General features: G+C 36.0%; 14 protein-coding genes. 6 read left to right on the plus strand and 8 right to left on the minus strand.

Annotated elements, in window-relative coordinates; genetic code table 11:
* Positions 1-116: 116 nt before the first annotated feature.
* A complete protein-coding gene (gene elbB, locus A3EM_RS0122730) occupies positions 117-818 on the minus strand; it encodes an isoprenoid biosynthesis glyoxalase ElbB (RefSeq protein ID WP_020530558.1) in 702 nt (233 codons plus the stop codon).
* 121 nt (positions 819-939) lie between these two features.
* Positions 940-2,961 (minus strand): OmpA family protein, encoded by a 2,022-nt coding sequence (locus A3EM_RS43370; RefSeq protein WP_020530559.1) that lies wholly within the window; start codon positions 2,959-2,961, stop codon positions 940-942.
* A gap of 716 nt (positions 2,962-3,677) precedes the next feature.
* Between A3EM_RS43370 and lon the strand changes: the two genes are divergently transcribed.
* Positions 3,678-6,158, plus strand: a complete 2,481-nt coding sequence (lon, locus tag A3EM_RS0122745) for an endopeptidase La (RefSeq protein ID WP_020530561.1) — start codon at positions 3,678-3,680, stop codon at positions 6,156-6,158.
* A 45-nt stretch (positions 6,159-6,203) separates the two neighbouring features.
* On the opposite strand, the gene A3EM_RS0122750 is transcribed toward lon, so the two are convergent.
* Together A3EM_RS0122750 and hemL are read right to left on the minus strand one after the other, a co-directional pair.
* Positions 6,204-6,851 (minus strand): SCO family protein, encoded by a 648-nt coding sequence (locus tag A3EM_RS0122750; protein ID WP_020530562.1) that lies wholly within the window; start codon positions 6,849-6,851, stop codon positions 6,204-6,206.
* A 5-nt stretch (positions 6,852-6,856) separates the two neighbouring features.
* Positions 6,857-8,149 (minus strand): glutamate-1-semialdehyde 2,1-aminomutase, encoded by a 1,293-nt coding sequence (hemL, locus tag A3EM_RS0122755; protein ID WP_020530563.1) that lies wholly within the window; start codon positions 8,147-8,149, stop codon positions 6,857-6,859.
* 406 nt (positions 8,150-8,555) lie between these two features.
* Here hemL and A3EM_RS43375 point away from each other — a divergent pair, with 406 nt between their 5' ends.
* Both A3EM_RS43375 and A3EM_RS0122765 read left to right on the plus strand, forming a co-directional pair.
* Complete coding sequence (locus A3EM_RS43375; protein WP_157638034.1) at positions 8,556-9,167, plus strand: TetR family transcriptional regulator C-terminal domain-containing protein; 612 nt, start codon at positions 8,556-8,558, stop codon at positions 9,165-9,167.
* Between the two features lie 6 nt (positions 9,168-9,173).
* A complete protein-coding gene (locus tag A3EM_RS0122765) occupies positions 9,174-10,508 on the plus strand; it encodes an ABC1 kinase family protein (RefSeq protein WP_020530565.1) in 1,335 nt (444 codons plus the stop codon).
* Between the two features lie 70 nt (positions 10,509-10,578).
* On the opposite strand, the gene xseB is transcribed toward A3EM_RS0122765, so the two are convergent.
* From xseB to A3EM_RS0122780, 3 genes are read right to left on the minus strand one after another with little or no spacing between them, the layout of a single operon-like run.
* A complete protein-coding gene (xseB, locus tag A3EM_RS0122770; RefSeq protein ID WP_044239545.1) occupies positions 10,579-10,785 on the minus strand; it encodes an exodeoxyribonuclease VII small subunit in 207 nt (68 codons plus the stop codon).
* Positions 10,786-10,793: 8 nt separating this feature from the next.
* On the minus strand, positions 10,794-12,014 hold the full coding sequence (gene xseA / locus A3EM_RS43380) for an exodeoxyribonuclease VII large subunit (protein ID WP_157638035.1): 1,221 nt from the start codon (positions 12,012-12,014) through the stop codon (positions 10,794-10,796).
* Between the two features lie 16 nt (positions 12,015-12,030).
* Positions 12,031-13,236 carry an exo-beta-N-acetylmuramidase NamZ family protein gene (locus A3EM_RS0122780; RefSeq protein ID WP_020530568.1) on the minus strand — a complete coding sequence of 402 codons (1,206 nt, stop codon included), beginning with the start codon at positions 13,234-13,236 and terminating at the stop codon, positions 12,031-12,033.
* Between A3EM_RS0122780 and A3EM_RS0122785 the strand changes: the two genes are divergently transcribed.
* From A3EM_RS0122785 to A3EM_RS0122795, 3 genes are all read left to right on the plus strand, one after another.
* On the plus strand, positions 13,237-13,878 hold the full coding sequence (locus tag A3EM_RS0122785) for a hypothetical protein (RefSeq protein WP_020530569.1): 642 nt from the start codon (positions 13,237-13,239) through the stop codon (positions 13,876-13,878).
* Positions 13,879-14,020: 142 nt separating this feature from the next.
* A complete protein-coding gene (locus A3EM_RS0122790) occupies positions 14,021-14,500 on the plus strand; it encodes a GNAT family N-acetyltransferase (RefSeq protein ID WP_020530570.1) in 480 nt (159 codons plus the stop codon).
* Positions 14,501-14,520: 20 nt separating this feature from the next.
* Complete coding sequence (locus A3EM_RS0122795) at positions 14,521-15,810, plus strand: MFS transporter (protein WP_020530571.1); 1,290 nt, start codon at positions 14,521-14,523, stop codon at positions 15,808-15,810.
* A 52-nt stretch (positions 15,811-15,862) separates the two neighbouring features.
* On the opposite strand, the gene A3EM_RS0122800 is transcribed toward A3EM_RS0122795, so the two are convergent.
* Positions 15,863-16,336: a hypothetical protein gene (locus A3EM_RS0122800; RefSeq protein WP_020530572.1), complete on the minus strand. Its 474-nt coding sequence runs from the start codon at positions 16,334-16,336 to the stop codon at positions 15,863-15,865.
* Positions 16,337-16,346 lie beyond the last annotated feature (10 nt).

The raw sequence follows: 16,346 nt of genomic DNA on the forward strand, positions 1-16,346 counted from the left end.
CAATACCTGACCTTAAAATTAAACAACCAGAAAAAACAAATCCAAATTTTCATGAGATTGGAAAATAAAAAAAGCCATCTCCTGAAAGAAATGGCTTTTTTTACTTTGAAAAGGAATTACTCATGATGCATATGCAAATTGGTAAGCGCCACCAATTTGGCCATGGCTTTTTCAATACCCTCATTTATCTGACTGATAGATGCTTCCATCATATAGCATGGAGTAGTAATGATATTATGAGCATCATCAATTATGACATTGGCCGTGTCACAATCTTTGGATTTTGCCCCAATTGATTCCATCCCTGAACTAATAGCCCCAATCTCATAAGGTGAAGGGCCTTCTTTGGAGCCCACCGTAAGAATGGCCTGGATATTAGATCCTTCAAGAGCCTTGGCAATAACTGTAGGAGACATACATAACGCAGCAATGGGTTTGTGATCTTCCACCATTTTTACAATCAAATTCTTTAATTCGGGTAATATATTTCCTTCCGGCCCGGAAAATGCCCATTTTGTAAAGTTTTTGGCAGCTCCAAATCCACCAGGCATGGCCAGCGCGTCCAATTCTTTGGGATCTACTTCGGAAAGTGGTTTGATGTTTCCCCTGGCAATTCTGGCCGATTCTATTAAAACATTCCTTTTCTGGGAAATTTCTTCACCAGTAATATGATTAATTACATGATGTTGATCAATGTCCGGAGCAAGACAAACGACCTCAGCTCCTAACTTATCAAGTGCTAAAAGCGTAAGGACCGACTCATGGATTTCAGCTCCATCATATACACCACAGCCAGAAAGCAAAACTCCAATTTTCATATTAAAATCTTTTTTTGTTCAATTTCATTAAAAAATAATAAACTGTATTGAATATTTAATTCATACTATTTATTTCCAAAACAAAACTCGCTATAAAATACAAATCCAGCAAATTATTGCATTACTCAAACCCTGGCCTGAATAATTTAAACTCCACCCTTCTGTTTTTATGTTTGTCCTCCTCAGTAAGTTCATTTTCCACAATTGGAGCAGTGTTGCCCATACCAATTGCTTCCACTCTTGTATTGTCCAAACCTCCATAGGAAATGATATAATCTTTTATCACCTGAGCCCTTTCCTGAGATAAAGCCAGGTTTTTATCTGCATCTCCATCAGAATCTGTATGTCCAGTAATTCTCAGGTTAAAATCCTCATGAGAAACTAAAAAGTCTATAATTAAATGAAGATTGTTTTCCATTTTTGCCTCCAGCTTGCTACTTCCTTTGGCAAAATCAATTGATTTAAAAGTAACCACTTTACTCACATTAGTAGCTTTCAATTCCAGGTCCATATCTCCATCTAAAAAGAACATTTCTTCAATTTTAAAGAAGTTATCCCCTTCCACTATCACCAGATAATTTCTTTTATCAATAAGGTCAAATTCGAAGGTACCATCTTCAAAAGTCTGCCTGGGTGCCACTTCATCACCATAATCGAGATCAATAATAGTAACCACTCCCTTAAATACCTCTCCTGTAGTAGGTTCTATAATCCTTCCGGAAAATCTAATTGTATTATTAGGTTTTGCATCCATAGGAAGTGGAAAAGATTGCAAATCAAGATTTTTGTTATTCAGTTCTACTGATTTTGCATAAAAAAGCCATTTTGATTCTGCATCAATTGTAAAATAAAACTCACTTCCTTCTCCATTTACCAAAGGACCTACATTATATGGTTCGGACCATTTTCCATCCTCAGAATAGGTTTTATAAATATCAAATTCCCCAAAATTAAGCAGTTGTCCATTTGAGCTAAAGTACAAAACATTGAATTTTGGATGTGGAAATGGACTTACTTCGGAATCCCTGGTATTAATCACAGGGCCTATATTTTTAGCTTTTCCCCATTTGTTTTTTTCATCCAGTACGGAATAATATATATCAGATCCACCAAATCCACCTCTTCTGCTGGATGCAAAATACAAAGTATCTCCACCTCTTGAAAAAGCCGGATGGGAATCCCATGCATAACTATTTATTTCTTCCCCAAGGTTTTTGGGTTCCGACCAGGTGCTGTCTTCAGCCTTGTAAGTAATGTATAAATCACAATCTCCAAGTCCATCCGGGCTACTACATCTGGCAAACACAATTTTGCTACCATCTCGGCTCATGCACGGAGAACCTTCATTAAATTTAGAATTTAAATGTTTGAATGGGATAGCCGGAGTCCATTCATCCATATCATGATCTTTTTTAGAAATATAAATATCTTCATTTTCCTTAGCCCCCTTAATGTCATTTGCAATTTTGGAGGTATCCTGGTTTCTACTGGATGTAAAGAAAATGATATCATCATTTAACCCTGAAATGGTTAGGCCATAATCATCATATGGAGAGTTTACCCCTTCCCCCATATCCAGTAAAATATCCTTAGGGGGTTTAAGGGTATCTATTTGTTTTCTCTTTTCTATAAGCCGATAATAATCCTCAATACTTGCATAAAGTACTTTATCGAAGTAGGCAATTGAATCATAATGGTTTAAAGCCTTTTGTAAATCACCCCGATAATGTTTTATGATTATTCTATAAAGGTCCTTGGCCAATTCCAATTCGCCTTTTGATTCTGAAACCCTGGCCAGTTGCCAGATTTTATCAATATCGTAAATGAAATTTCCAATTCCAAAATTGCTGACATAATCATAAAGCTCAGCCATAAACTTGTCCCACTGCTTATTCTTTTTAAGCCGGGAAATTTCTGCCAGCTTGGCAGGTTTATAATAATCGGAAATTACGTTTATATTTTTAAAATCAATTTTAGGAAAGCGTACTATACTGGAAGTGTCTGCAGGATCAAATTTATGAACAATAAGCCCTTTTTCCTTTTTTGAAGAGGAATGTACACCCTTACTTTTTTTCTGTGCCTGAAGTGAAGAAACAGAAAGGATAAAAAAAAGAAAAAAAATTGTTCTATTAAGAAATTTCACTGCTTTTGTACTTTGGTACCTCACTAAATTCTTTCCTTAACGCAAAGTCTCCATTTATATTCAATTTATTGGTACCACAAAAAATAACTTCATAAAAAATTGTGATTATCAAAAAATTAAAAACTTCGCCTGCTGCTAAAAAATAAAAAATCTACTCAAAATGAAAACAACTATCATTTAATTTAAAAGTTAATAAAAAAACACAAACTATTGTGCCATAATTTTAATATCTGTTTTTATTTATAATTTTTTATCAAATTTAACTTCCTAACAAGGGAAGTATTAACTTAATTCGAAATTATTTCCCAACATTCCATCTGGGATTGAATCTTATTAAAATACTGCAATTTTGTCATTAAAATAATTAATCAAAAAAGACCGGTTCAAGACCCTAATAACACCTTTAATTTCAAACAAACCTTTAAATACATCATTAAAAACATAAAAAACACGAAAAATAACTCATAAAAAACAAGTATATACACTAAACACAGAATTTTAAACCACCAGACAAATTCCTATTGGCATAGCTATTGAAAATAAAGTTACTAAAAATCATCCTGCTTTATAAATATTGAACAAAAGATAAAATTACTTCTATGGATAATCCCGTTTTTGAAGTTTTTTATTTGAAATGAGTTTCCATAAACCAAAAAAGTCCTAAGTTTGGACAATGATAAAGCAAGGGATGATTTGAATTTTTCACAAACTGTAGAATGAAAGAGAAACGATTGAAAAGCACACTAGTTTTAAGCGATATTTCAGACCTGGAGTCTGACCAGTTAATTCCAATAATTCCAGGAGATGATGATGACAACGAGTTTGAAAAAGATAAAGAATTAGATTTACCAATTCTTCCAATCCGAAATACAGTATTATTTCCCGGGATTGTAATCCCTATTACCGTAGGAAGGCAAAAATCTGTAAAACTGGTAAAAAAAGCTTACAGAGGTGACAAAACTATTGGGGTAGTTGCACAGAGCAATTCAAAAAATGATGACCCTGATTTAGAAGATATTTATAAGATCGGAACCATTGCGAAAATCCTTAAATTAATTGTATTGCCAGATGGAAATACAACCATCATAATTCAGGGAAAAAGTAAATTCAGGATAGATCAAATGCTGGAAACAGAACCGTTTCTTACTGCCAAAATAGTGGTAATGAAGGATAGTTTCAGCAAACCAAAGTCAAAAGAAACCAAAGCCCTTGTTCAATCTTTAAAAGATGCGGCTTTTAAAATCCTGAAATTAAACCCTGAGATCCCCCAGGAGGCACAAGTAGCCCTGGAAAATATAAATAGTCCAAGCTTCCTTACTCACTTTTTGTCTTCAAACATCAATGCAGATGTAAGGGAGAAACAATCATTGTTGGAATTGAATAATGGTAGAGAAAGGGCTACCAGATTGCTTGAATTTATGCTTAGGGAAATTCAATTATTGGAACTCAAGCATGAAATACAGAATAAAGTACATTCCGATATCGACCAACAACAAAGGGATTATTTCCTTAGACAGCAAATGAAAGTGCTACAGGACGAACTTGGAATGGAAGGTCCTGACCAGGAAATTGAGGCACTAAAATTAAGGGGAGAAAAAAAGGATTGGCCCTTATATGTGAAAGCTCATTTTGAAAAAGAGCTTTTAAAAATTAGCAGAATGAACCCTGCAGCGGCAGAATACCCAATAGTACTCAATTATTGTGAACTATTACTTGAGCTGCCATGGAATGAACATTCAGAAGATATTTTTGACCTTATTCGGGCTCAAAAAATATTAGATAAGGACCACTACGGGCTGGAAAAAGTAAAAACCAGAATAATAGAATACCTTGCTGTTTTAAAATTAAAAAACAATTTAAAAGGGCCTATTCTCTGTCTTTACGGCCCTCCGGGAGTAGGGAAAACTTCTCTGGGAAAATCAATTGCCGAGGCATTGAACAGGAAATATATCAGAATGTCTTTGGGTGGTGTAAGAGACGAAGCGGAAATCCGTGGTCACCGAAAAACTTATGTAGGGGCCATGCCAGGTAGAATTCTACAGAGCATAAAGAAAGTAGGAACCAATAATCCTGTTTTCATTCTTGATGAAATAGATAAAATCGGAGCAGATTTCAGGGGTGATCCTTCTTCAGCTTTACTTGAAGTGCTTGACCCGGAACAAAATGCCACTTTCCTGGATAATTACCTGGAACTGGAATTTGATCTGTCAAAAATTTTATTCATTGCTACAGCCAACTCCCTTGATACCATCCACCCTGCCTTAAGGGACAGAATGGAAATCATTGAAGTAAATGGCTATACACTGGAGGAAAAAATTGAGATTTCAAAAAAACACCTTATTCCAAAGCAGAGAAAAGAACACGGCCTTCTAGCCAAAAACCTGAATTTTGATGAAGCTGGGATAAAAAAGGTAATTGAGGGGTATACCAGAGAATCCGGAGTAAGGAATTTGGAAAGGAAAATTGGAGCAATTTGCCGAAATATTGCCAAATCAGTTGCAATGGAGCAGGCTTACAAAAAGAAAATTTCCCCTGCCAGAGTTGAGGAAATTTTAGGCTCTCCTGTTTTTGATAAAGAACTTTACGAAAATAATGAACTTCCCGGTGTGGTTACAGGTCTGGCCTGGACATCTACCGGAGGTGAAATATTATTCATTGAATCAAGCTTAAGTAAGGGAAGAGGACAACTGGTGCTTTCAGGTCAGTTGGGAGATGTAATGAAAGAATCTGCAACTGCTGCGCTTTCTTATTTAAAAGCAAATGCAGAAACTTTAGGCATAGACCATAAAGTTTTCTCACAGTATGATCTACATATTCACGTTCCGGCAGGTGCAGTCCCCAAGGATGGTCCATCGGCAGGAATTACCATGTTTACTTCATTAGCCTCTATTTACACCCAAAGGAAAATAAAAAGCAATTTGGCAATGACTGGAGAAATTACCTTAACAGGCAGAGTTTTACCAGTTGGAGGAATTAAAGAGAAGCTTTTGGCAGCCAGAAGGGCCGGAATCAGGGAATTAATTTTCTGTTCTAGAAATCAAAAAGATGTGGAAGAGGTGGATGACCAATATAGGAAAAACCTTAAAATCCATTTCGTAGACCATGTGACAGAAGTCCTGGAAATTGCCCTGCTTAAAAGCAAGGTGAACAATCCTTTAAAATTTGAATTCAAGGAAGAAAAGTCTTCAAAAAATTGATTCTCTTTCCAATTGAACAATAAAAAAAGGGCATATGCCCTTTTTTTATTGTCCTTTTTGATATTCGCCCAATAACCTTGGAATATCCTGAATTAGTTTATCTACTTTCATTTCATCAGTACCATCATAGACTCCTCGAATCTGCCTGTTCTTGTCCACAAGTAAAAAGGCTCCACTATGCAAGAATCCTCCTTCAGCATTTTCATCCTCTTTTGCAGTTACAATATAGCTTTCCTGCCCCATTTTGTAAATATCCTGCTTTTCTCCGGTCACCATATGCCACTTTTCAGATTTAATGCCAAGCCTTTCTGCATATTCTCTTAATCTCCCAACCGAATCAGTTTCCGGATCAATGGAATGGGATAAAATCAAGACTTCATCATTATCCAGAAATTGATCATAAACTCTGAGCATTTGCGCTTTCATTTTAGGACAAATGGTAGGACAACTTGTAAAAAAGAAATCTGCCACATAGATTTTATCCTTAAAAGTTTCCTGTGATACCCAGTTGCTGTCCTGATCCAAAAATTTAAAATCTCCAACGGTATGATAAGTAGTATCAATAACCATTTTTCCATTTACCTTCTTTTCAGTGGTTTCCCTTCTACCCAGAATAGGCAATTTTGGATCTTCTTTATGGGGTGCAGAACAACTAAAAGTTAAAATAAAAAATACAATTACCAGCTTCCTCATAGCGATTAATGAATGGCTTTTAATGATTCAAAATTTGCACTGATTATATCGTTCAAATCCTTATCTGTCAAAGCATCAGATAAAAATAATGTTTCATATTGAGATGGAGCAAGATAAATTCCCCTATTCAGCATCTCATGGAAATAGTTTTTGAACAAATCCATGTTACTTTTCTGTGCATCTTCAAAGTTTTCCACTTTTTCATTAGTAAAAAATATGGAAATCATCGATCCGATTTGGTTAATAGAATAATCAAGCCCTAATTTCTCCAGATTAGTTTCAAAACCTTTTTTTAGGGTTAATGTTTTTGACTCTAAATTCTGGTAAACTTCCGGATGCTCATTTAAATAGGAAAGCATGGTAAAACCAGCCGCCATGGCCACCGGATTCCCTGATAAAGTACCAGCCTGATAAACTGGTCCGGAAGGAGAAACAAAATCCATAATTTCTTTCTTTCCTCCATACGCACCAACAGGCATTCCCCCACCTATTATTTTTCCTAAACAGGTTAAATCAGGCTCAATATTGAAAACTTCCTGTGCGCCTCCTTTGGCCAGCCGAAAACCTGTCATTACCTCATCAAAAATTAAAATAATTCCATGCTGGTCACAGACTTTTCTTAAACCTTCGAGAAATCCTACTTTGGGTAATACACAACCCATATTCCCTGCTACCGGCTCCAGTATGATAGCTGCGATTTCATCCTTATTCGCATTAACTAATTCTTCTACAGCCTCCAGGTTATTATATGGAGCGGTTAGAGTGTCTTTAGCAGTTCCTTTAGTTACTCCTGGACTATTAGGTTCTCCCATGGTGATTGCACCACTCCCTGCAGCTATAAGAAAAGAATCGCCATGCCCATGATAGCAACCCTCAAATTTGATAACTTTGTCTCTTTTGGTATATCCCCTTGCCAATCTTATGGCTGACATGGTCGCCTCTGTCCCTGAATTTACCATTCTTACTTTCTCAAAAGAGGGGATCATTGAAACAATTAATTCGGCAATTTCCACTTCCCTGGCCGTAGGTGCTCCGAAGGATAAGGAGTTTTGAATAGCCTTGGAAACTGCTTCTGTAATTAGAGGGTGAGCATGGCCCAGAATCATAGGGCCCCAGGAATTGATCAATTCAATATATTTATTGTCATTTTCATCAAAAATATACGCCCCATTGGCTGATTTAATGAAAATAGGTGTCCCTCCTACTGCTTTAAATGCCCGGACTGGTGAATTTACCCCACCTGGTATTACATGACCTGCATTCTCAAATAGGGAAACACTTGAAGATATATCTAACATTTGGAATGTATGTTTTTTTAGTTATTCAGAACAATTGAAAAAAAAAGATACTCAAAAACTGAACACTAAATAACAACAGGATGTTGGAAATTCCAGACTTAATCAGAAATTATTTTATTTAGGGAACTATAAATAGTTAATTGCGTAAGTTTTACTTGTAAATTGAAGGGAAATAAGTGTTGTGAAGGGGATAAAAAAAAAGAAACCTCCGAATATCGAAGGTTCCTTTCCACTTTAATAAACTAAACTAACAAACAAACTTCATGTAACTATAACAGTTTTTATTGAAAATTGTTACACAATTATGGAAAAATTTATAAAAAAAATTAAAAAAAATTACCTAAGCTATATTTCATTGCATAAGAAACGACCAAAATCGGTCTTATTGTTCTCTGAGAGCCTAAATATGGAACCAAAGGAATTTTATCAATATTTTAAAAATTTCGAAACAATTGATAAAAGTATTTGGTTGGATATCATAAAAATTACTATTGAAAAAGTAAAGGCAGAAGATGTGTATCCGGAATATGCAGTAAGGGAAAAAATTCTATCATTTTACTTTACACTAATTGAAGAATTAAAACTTAACAGGGATTTCGCATTGCTTTGCTTTAATGATAATCTTTTGGGGATAAATTTATCTTATCCCTTCTTGAAAGAATTCAAAATGGAGTTTACCACTTATGCTAAGGAATTGATAGAAGAAGGACAGGCCACAGAGGAAATTATCGACCGGCCAGTAGTAAGTCAGGTTTATGCAGATGCACTTTGGGGGCAGACTTTTTTCATCATTAAATTTTGGATAGATGACTTTTCAAAGGAATATGAAAAAACGGATGCAGCTATTGAAAAAGTTACAAATTTATCGTTTGATCTATTAGGACATAATCCAATTGATGGGGCGTTCGATTTTGGAAAGTTTCTTCTTCAAAATTTTAAACTTCCTTTTTTCAAAGATTGTGATTTTAGCATGAAAGACAAAAAGGACAAACAAAAGGAAAATTCAACCGCTGATTAAATACTCATGTCAAAGAAAATTAATTCTCAATCCAGTATTCCGGCAAGTAAAGTACAAAGAGCTGCAAAGTTTATGAAAACCGGGATGAAAGTGGGTAAAAACTATGTGAAGCATTATGCAAAAAAAGTAGTTGATCCTTCTCTTTCAAAAGATGATTTACATGCCGAAAATGCAGAAGATATCTACGATTCACTTAGTGAATTGAAAGGAAGTGCATTGAAAGTTGCCCAGATGATGAGTATGGATAAGAATGTGTTGCCTCAAGCCTACTCTGATAAGTTCCAAATGGCACAATACTCTGCACCTCCACTTTCCTATCCGCTGGTTGTCAAAACTTTTAGAAAAGCGTTCGGTAAAACACCCACTGAGATTTTTGATTCTTTTTCCAAAAATGCGGTGAATGCCGCCTCAATCGGGCAGGTTCATCAGGCCTCAAAAAATAATAAAACTTTTGCGGTAAAAGTCCAGTATCCGGGCGTAGCAGAAAGCGTAAAGTCAGACCTGAAAATGGTAAAACCTTTTGCCGTGAGAATAGCAGGGTTAAATGAAAAGGATGTGGATTTATACATGGAGGAAGTTCAAAATATGCTGTTGTCAGAAACAGATTATCAATTGGAACTAAAACGCTCCATAGATTTATCTGAAAAGGTCCTGAAAGTGGTTAAAAATGTGCAATTTCCAAAGTACTATCCGGAATATTCCAGTGACAGGGTTTTAACTATGGATTGGATGCAGGGAAAGCATCTTGGAGAATTTCTTAACACAAACCCCTCCCAGGAAATCCGAAATCAACTAGGGCAGGCCCTTTGGGATTTCTATGATTACCAAATCCATGTGCTCCATGAAGTTCATGCTGACCCGCATCCTGGAAACTTTTTTATGGATGAAAATGGAACTCTGGGTATAATTGACTTTGGCTGTGTAAAAGTGATTCCCAAAGTATTCTATGATAATTATTTTGTGTTAATCGATGGGTCTCTGCTGGAAGAGAAAGAAAAACTGAGAAAAGCACTCTTCAAACTAAACTTCCTGCATAGTGATGATTCAGAAAGTGAAATGGATGAATTGCAGGGCGTTTTACTTAAAATGCTGGAATTACTAGGCAGGCCTTTTAGAGAAGAGGAATTTGATTTTGGCAATGACAATTATTTCCAGGAAATTTATGATCTGGGAGATGAATCGGCCAAAGTTAAGGCTCTGAGGTATTCAAAAAAGCCCAGAGGAGCCAAAGATGGACTTTACCTGAACAGGACGTATTTTGGGCTTTATAATATCCTGAATCAATTAAAAGCAAATATAAAAACTACTTCACCTCTAAAAAACAAAGAAGTTTTAGTTTAAACCTCTTTTTTAATAAAACAAAAAATCAGCAGTCGGAATCGACTGCTGATTTTTTGTTTATGGCCAATTATTACTTCTCCTCTTTATTCAATATTTTGTTCACATCTTCCTCCGTTTTATGCAACATATCCTGGCAATATTCTAAAAGGAAATTAGCCCTTTTCACTTTTTCTGACAGCTCATCCACTGGCACTTCATTTTGCTCTAATGCCAATTGGATTTCTTCCAGTTCCTTCAAGGCATTTTCATAACTAATTTTATCCTTTTGTTTTCCCATATGATCATTCACTTTTTAGTCTTAACCTGCTTTACAGTACTTTCAATTACTTTAGTTGCCGTGATTGTAGTAATGGAATCCCCGACTTTTATTTCTTCTTTAATTATTTGACCATTCCTGAGCGTAAGAGAATACCCCCTTTCCAAAACCTTTTGAGGATCTAAATTGGCAATTTGCCGGCTAAGTTGTTTTACTTTTGCTTTATTCCGCTCAAAAATAAATTGCAGGTTTTTAGTCATCAATAGTTTGGCATTGGAAATGGTAAGTTTTTCCTGATGAATTTTATTAATCACTGATCTTGAAATAGTACTTTTAAATTCCTGTATCTCTATTTTTTGACGGTGAAGAATTCCATTGGCCTGTCCAAGAATATTTTCAAAAACAGAGGAAATCCGGGTTTCGAAAATTAATGCCCTTTGGATAATAAATTCAGCTGCTGCAGTAGGCGTTTTCATGGCAGTATGCGCAACAATATCACAAACGGTTTCATCCCGCTGGTGCCCTATACCTGTAATTACGGGAATATCCATATTGGCAATAAACTCAGAAATGACATAACTATTAAAAACTTCCAAATCGAGTTTGGACCCTCCTCCTCTAATCAGAATTACAACATCAAAATGATCAGGATTTATTTTCCCTAACTGCATCAATATCTCCTTTTCCGCTTTTTCCCCTTGCACTGCAGATTGAAAAAAGGTACACGAAAACCTGTACCCAAAATCATTTAAAGTCAGTTGATTCATAAAATCAGTAAATCCTGCAGCATCTTTAGAAGAAACTATGGCAATCCTCTGAATTACAGCGGGTAACGAATGTGATTTTTGTAAATCAATCAACCCCTGCTCCTCCAGTTGCCTGATGGTTTCCAAGCGCTTCAATTCCAACTCTCCAATGGTATAAGAAGGATCAATATCAGCAACTACAAGTGACATTCCATGGATTTCATGAAATGTCACCCGTACCTGTAGCAACAATTTGGTCCCGTTTTTCAGTAGCGTGTCGAGACTTTCTCCCAGTTTTACCCCTATAACTGCCAACTGGGAAGCCCAGATCATAGCCCTTGATTTAGCCACAATTCTCTCCCCCTCTTTCTGCACAAGTTCCATATAGCAATGGTCGTTCACCTGAACATTGGAAATTTCGGCTGTAATCCAAAAATCCTTATTTATGCCGTGAACAAGTTTCTGAACACTTTTATTGAGTTGTAGCAGGGTAAAGTATTTCAATACATTTTTTTTTAAATCACTCAAAATCCTGATAAAGCAGGTATTTTTTTCTTAAGGTTTTATATTGGTCCAGGCCTTCATTCCAGGTAGCTTTAATTTCGGCCTCAGAAAGTCCATCTTTAATTTGCTTTTGCAAAACATCATTTCCCGCCAGAAGATTAAAAAAATCACCTCGATTGATGAAATCCTGACCTTTATATTTTTGTGCAAAATCCACCAGATATTCCAGACTTAGTCCCAAATCATCATCTGCATTTCTTAAATCCACACCAAAACATTTTTTATTCTCATTTTTAGGATGTGTGGATTTTCCAGGCATACTCACCGGAGTAAATGAAAAATCCCCAAAATTTTCATCAGGATAGCCAATCACCTGAAAGGGAAAATCAGTCCCTCGTCCTATACTCATTACGGTGGCTTCAAACAAACACAAGGAAGGATACAACCGGATAGCCTGTTGATTAGGCAAATTTGGTGATGGAGCAATTGGAAGCTCATAAGGCATTTTGTGATCGTAATGCTCTATAGGAATCACTTCGAGCTCGCAGGCCAGTTTCCCTTCCAGCCATTTTTCCCCATTAATCATTTTGGCTAGTTCACCTACAGTCAATCCGTGAACTATGGGAATGGGATGCATACCCACGAAGGATTTAAATTTCGGGTCTAATATTGGTCCGGCAATATAATCTCCGTTCGGATTCGGTCTATCAAGAACAAGCACTTTTTTACCATTTTCCGCAGCCGCCTCCATTACATAATGCATAGTACTGATATAAGTGTAAAAGCGAGTACCAACATCCTGAATATCAAAAATAATGACATCAATGTCTTTTAAATGATCGGCAGATGGTTTCTTGTTTTTGCCATAAATAGAGATGATGGGAATATTGGTTTTCGGATCAATGGAATTATCGATATGAGCACCGGCATCCGCTTCCCCTCTAAAACCGTGTTCTGGGGCAAAAACTTTTTTAATTTCAATGCCTAGACTCAATAAGGTATCAACTAAATGAACACCATTAACCACTGAGGTCTGGTTTACGACTAAACCGATATTTTTCCCTTTCAAGGTGGACAGATAACTATCCATTTTTTCCGCACCTACAATTATTCTTTTCTCTGTTTCTGCTGGTGGGGGTGTAATTTTTTCTTCTTCTTTTTCGACATTCCCTTTACAACCAAGGATAAAAAAAGAAATTAATAATAAATTAAAAAGCTTCATATGATTTATTTAAGTGAGATTATTGGTGGCCCAAAGTTATGGATAATTTTTATTTTTTCAGGACTGGTTAGTTGTGATAATCAGGATAGATTTATCCAGAAGCGGATTGAAATATTTAAAGGGAATAATATTATAGAAAGACTTGATTCTTTGAAGAAAGGACCATCTAAAACTTTCATTGAAATAATGAAAATGGATAAGTCCTACAAATTTAAATTCAGTGAAAAATTTTATAATTGGAACTCTGAATATTTCACAGATTTTGATCCTAAAAGGGAAAGTTATTTTTTAAAAGATATTCACCAAACCTCTTTTTCTATAAATCCCATTACAGATACTTTTGGATTAAAACCTCCAAACCAGGCATGGCTCACCCATATTAAATCGGAAGCCAAATTGAAAAACGGTTATAAAGCAAGAATATCCATTATTGAATGGCAATTTTTAAATCATCAGGATGCTTTAAATGCTATTTCCAATACTGGATTAAGAATTCCCACAAACAACTGCCTCCATTGTAAGGATAGATTTTGGGTTTATAAAAACCGGATCTATTTATTCCAGACAGAAGCCAGTGGGTTTCAGAAAGAAATGGATAGAATTTATAGGCTTTTTAAGGAAATTATTACTAACCAACAATAGTATATATTCAATATTCACCTTCCCTCCTTTTGCGGATCCATGGTTTATTATTAGTTTTCCGGATTAATTCAAAAGTTGAACAGATTAAATATACCTATTCAACTTTTTTGGCAAACTTAATCAACACAAAACAACCATTAGAATGCAAGATATGCTGGTAAGGTTATATGACCTTCCCCAAGTACATAATGAGGTACTTGCCCTTGAAAAAAAAGGCATTACCATTCGCAGGCCTTTAGCCCCGGAGAAAACACTTTTAACCAAGTGGGCTAAAAACCACTTTAGTGCCCTTTGGGCCGATGAAGTGGATGTGGCTTTTTCCCGAAACCCGGTGTCCTGCCTTATCGCTATTCAAAACCAGGAAATTATTGGATTCGCCTGTTACGAAACTACTTCTAAAAATTATTTTGGTCCAACAGGAGTCCTTCCTACCCACAGAGGACTTGGACTAGGCAAAATTCTGCTCATTGAGAGCCTGAGACTAATGAAAGAATCGGGCTATGCCTATGCGATAATTGGTGGTGTTGGCCCGGCTGAGTTTTACAAAAAAGCGGTAGATGCGGTCCTGATTGAAGGCTCAGATCCAGGAATTTACAAAGGCTTGCTTAAAGAAAAAAAATAAACACACATACTTATTATTGAATGAAAAAACTAACAAATCAAATTAATCCTTGGGCCTGGGTGCCAAGTCTTTATTTGGCGGAAGGATTGCCATATGTAATGGTAAATGTAGTCTCTTTAATCATGTACAAAAGACTTAATGTTCCTAATGCCGAAATTGCCTTTTATACCAGTTTTTTATATTTCCCATGGGTAATAAAACCGATCTGGAGCCCTGTAGTAGATACCTTAAAAACCAAAAGGTACTGGATCCTCATCATGCAACTTATTCTGGGAGCGGCTTTCGCTGGAGTTGCCTTTAGTATTCCAACTGACAATTTTTTTCGATACACACTGGCTTTTTTCTGGCTCATGGCGTTTAGTTCAGCCACTCATGATATTGCTGCTGATGGTTTTTATATGTTGGGTCTTTCTGAACACCAACAAGCCTACTTTGTCGGGATACGGAGTACATTTTATCGATTAGCCATGATCACAGGACAAGGATTCCTTGTCATTATGGCTGGTAAACTTGAAAACCATTTTGGGGTAGTTAACGGCTGGACAATCACCTTTTTTGTCATTACAGCCTTGATGTTTCTTTTTTACATTTACCATAACTTTGTCCTGCCCCGACCCAAATCTGACATCAAAAAAGAATTAAAACCAGGAGAAAATGTCCTCACTGAATTCGGACGTACATTTTTACTTTTTATCAAAAAAGATAAAATTCTGATTATCATTGGTTTTTTGTTACTATACAGATTTGGAGAAGCCCAATTAGTAAAATTGGCCTCTCCATTTCTTTTAGATAAAAGAGATGTTGGTGGATTGGGTTTATCCACCGAGGAAGTTGGAATTGTTTATGGAACTGTTGGACTGATTGCCTTAACAATTGGGGGAATTTTGGGTGGATTTCTCGTCTCTAAACACGGACTAAAATACTGGTTGTGGTGGATGATTATTGCCATCAATTTACCCAATGGCGTCTACATTTATCTTTCTGTATTCCAACCGGAAAACTTTTATATCATCAATGCAGCGGTGGCTATCGAGCAATTTGGTTATGGCTTTGGCTTTACGGCCTACATGATGTACATGATCTATATTTCCGAAGGTCCTTACAAAACTGCTCATTTCGCTATTGCCACCGGCTTTATGGCACTGGGTATGATGTTACCGGGGTTATTCAGCGGATGGCTTCAGGAACAATTAGGTTATCCCAAATTCTTTACCTGGGTTTTATTTTCAGCAATTCCGGGTTTCATCATCACCATTTTCATTCCATTAAGGGGGGATTTTGGTAAGAAAAAAGAAAATGCAACTACTTAAAAAAAGTCTGGTTTCCAACAATCAATTTAACTGATTTGATTGTTGGAAACTATTATTGTTCAATTTTTTCAGGTTCTCCACTTACTTCCTTAAACCATTCATAAGCGTCTTCTTTGGTTTCAAAGGCTTTAATTTTAAGCGATCGGCTTAAGTTTCTGAAAGTTGAAATAATGATTTTCTGTTTAGAATCAACATATTTGGTTTCAGGCACCATAATCGCCACTTTCAGATTAAATTTTAATGCTCCTACCAACCTGGGAATAAAACTGATCAGGAACCAGGTTTTAGCCTTAATTGAGTTTTTTTCCAGTTCAATATGATCCAGAATTAAATGATGAACATTTTGGTTTTCAGCAAAAAACAGAAAGTGTTCGTAAGCAAATTTGAATTCAGGAAACTCAGGTTTACCCTTCCATTTTATGGATAAAAAAGGAGGGTTATCGCCTTGTTCTATAAGGACTTTCGGTTCTTCAAGTATAGAGGTAGTATCCATGGCTTCTGTTTCTTGGTGGAGCTGTATATCCATAAGTTAATTT

Origin of the sequence: Flexithrix dorotheae DSM 6795 (assembly GCF_000379765.1) — a bacterium.
Classification (GTDB): Bacteria; Bacteroidota; Bacteroidia; order Cytophagales; family Flammeovirgaceae; genus Flexithrix; species Flexithrix dorotheae.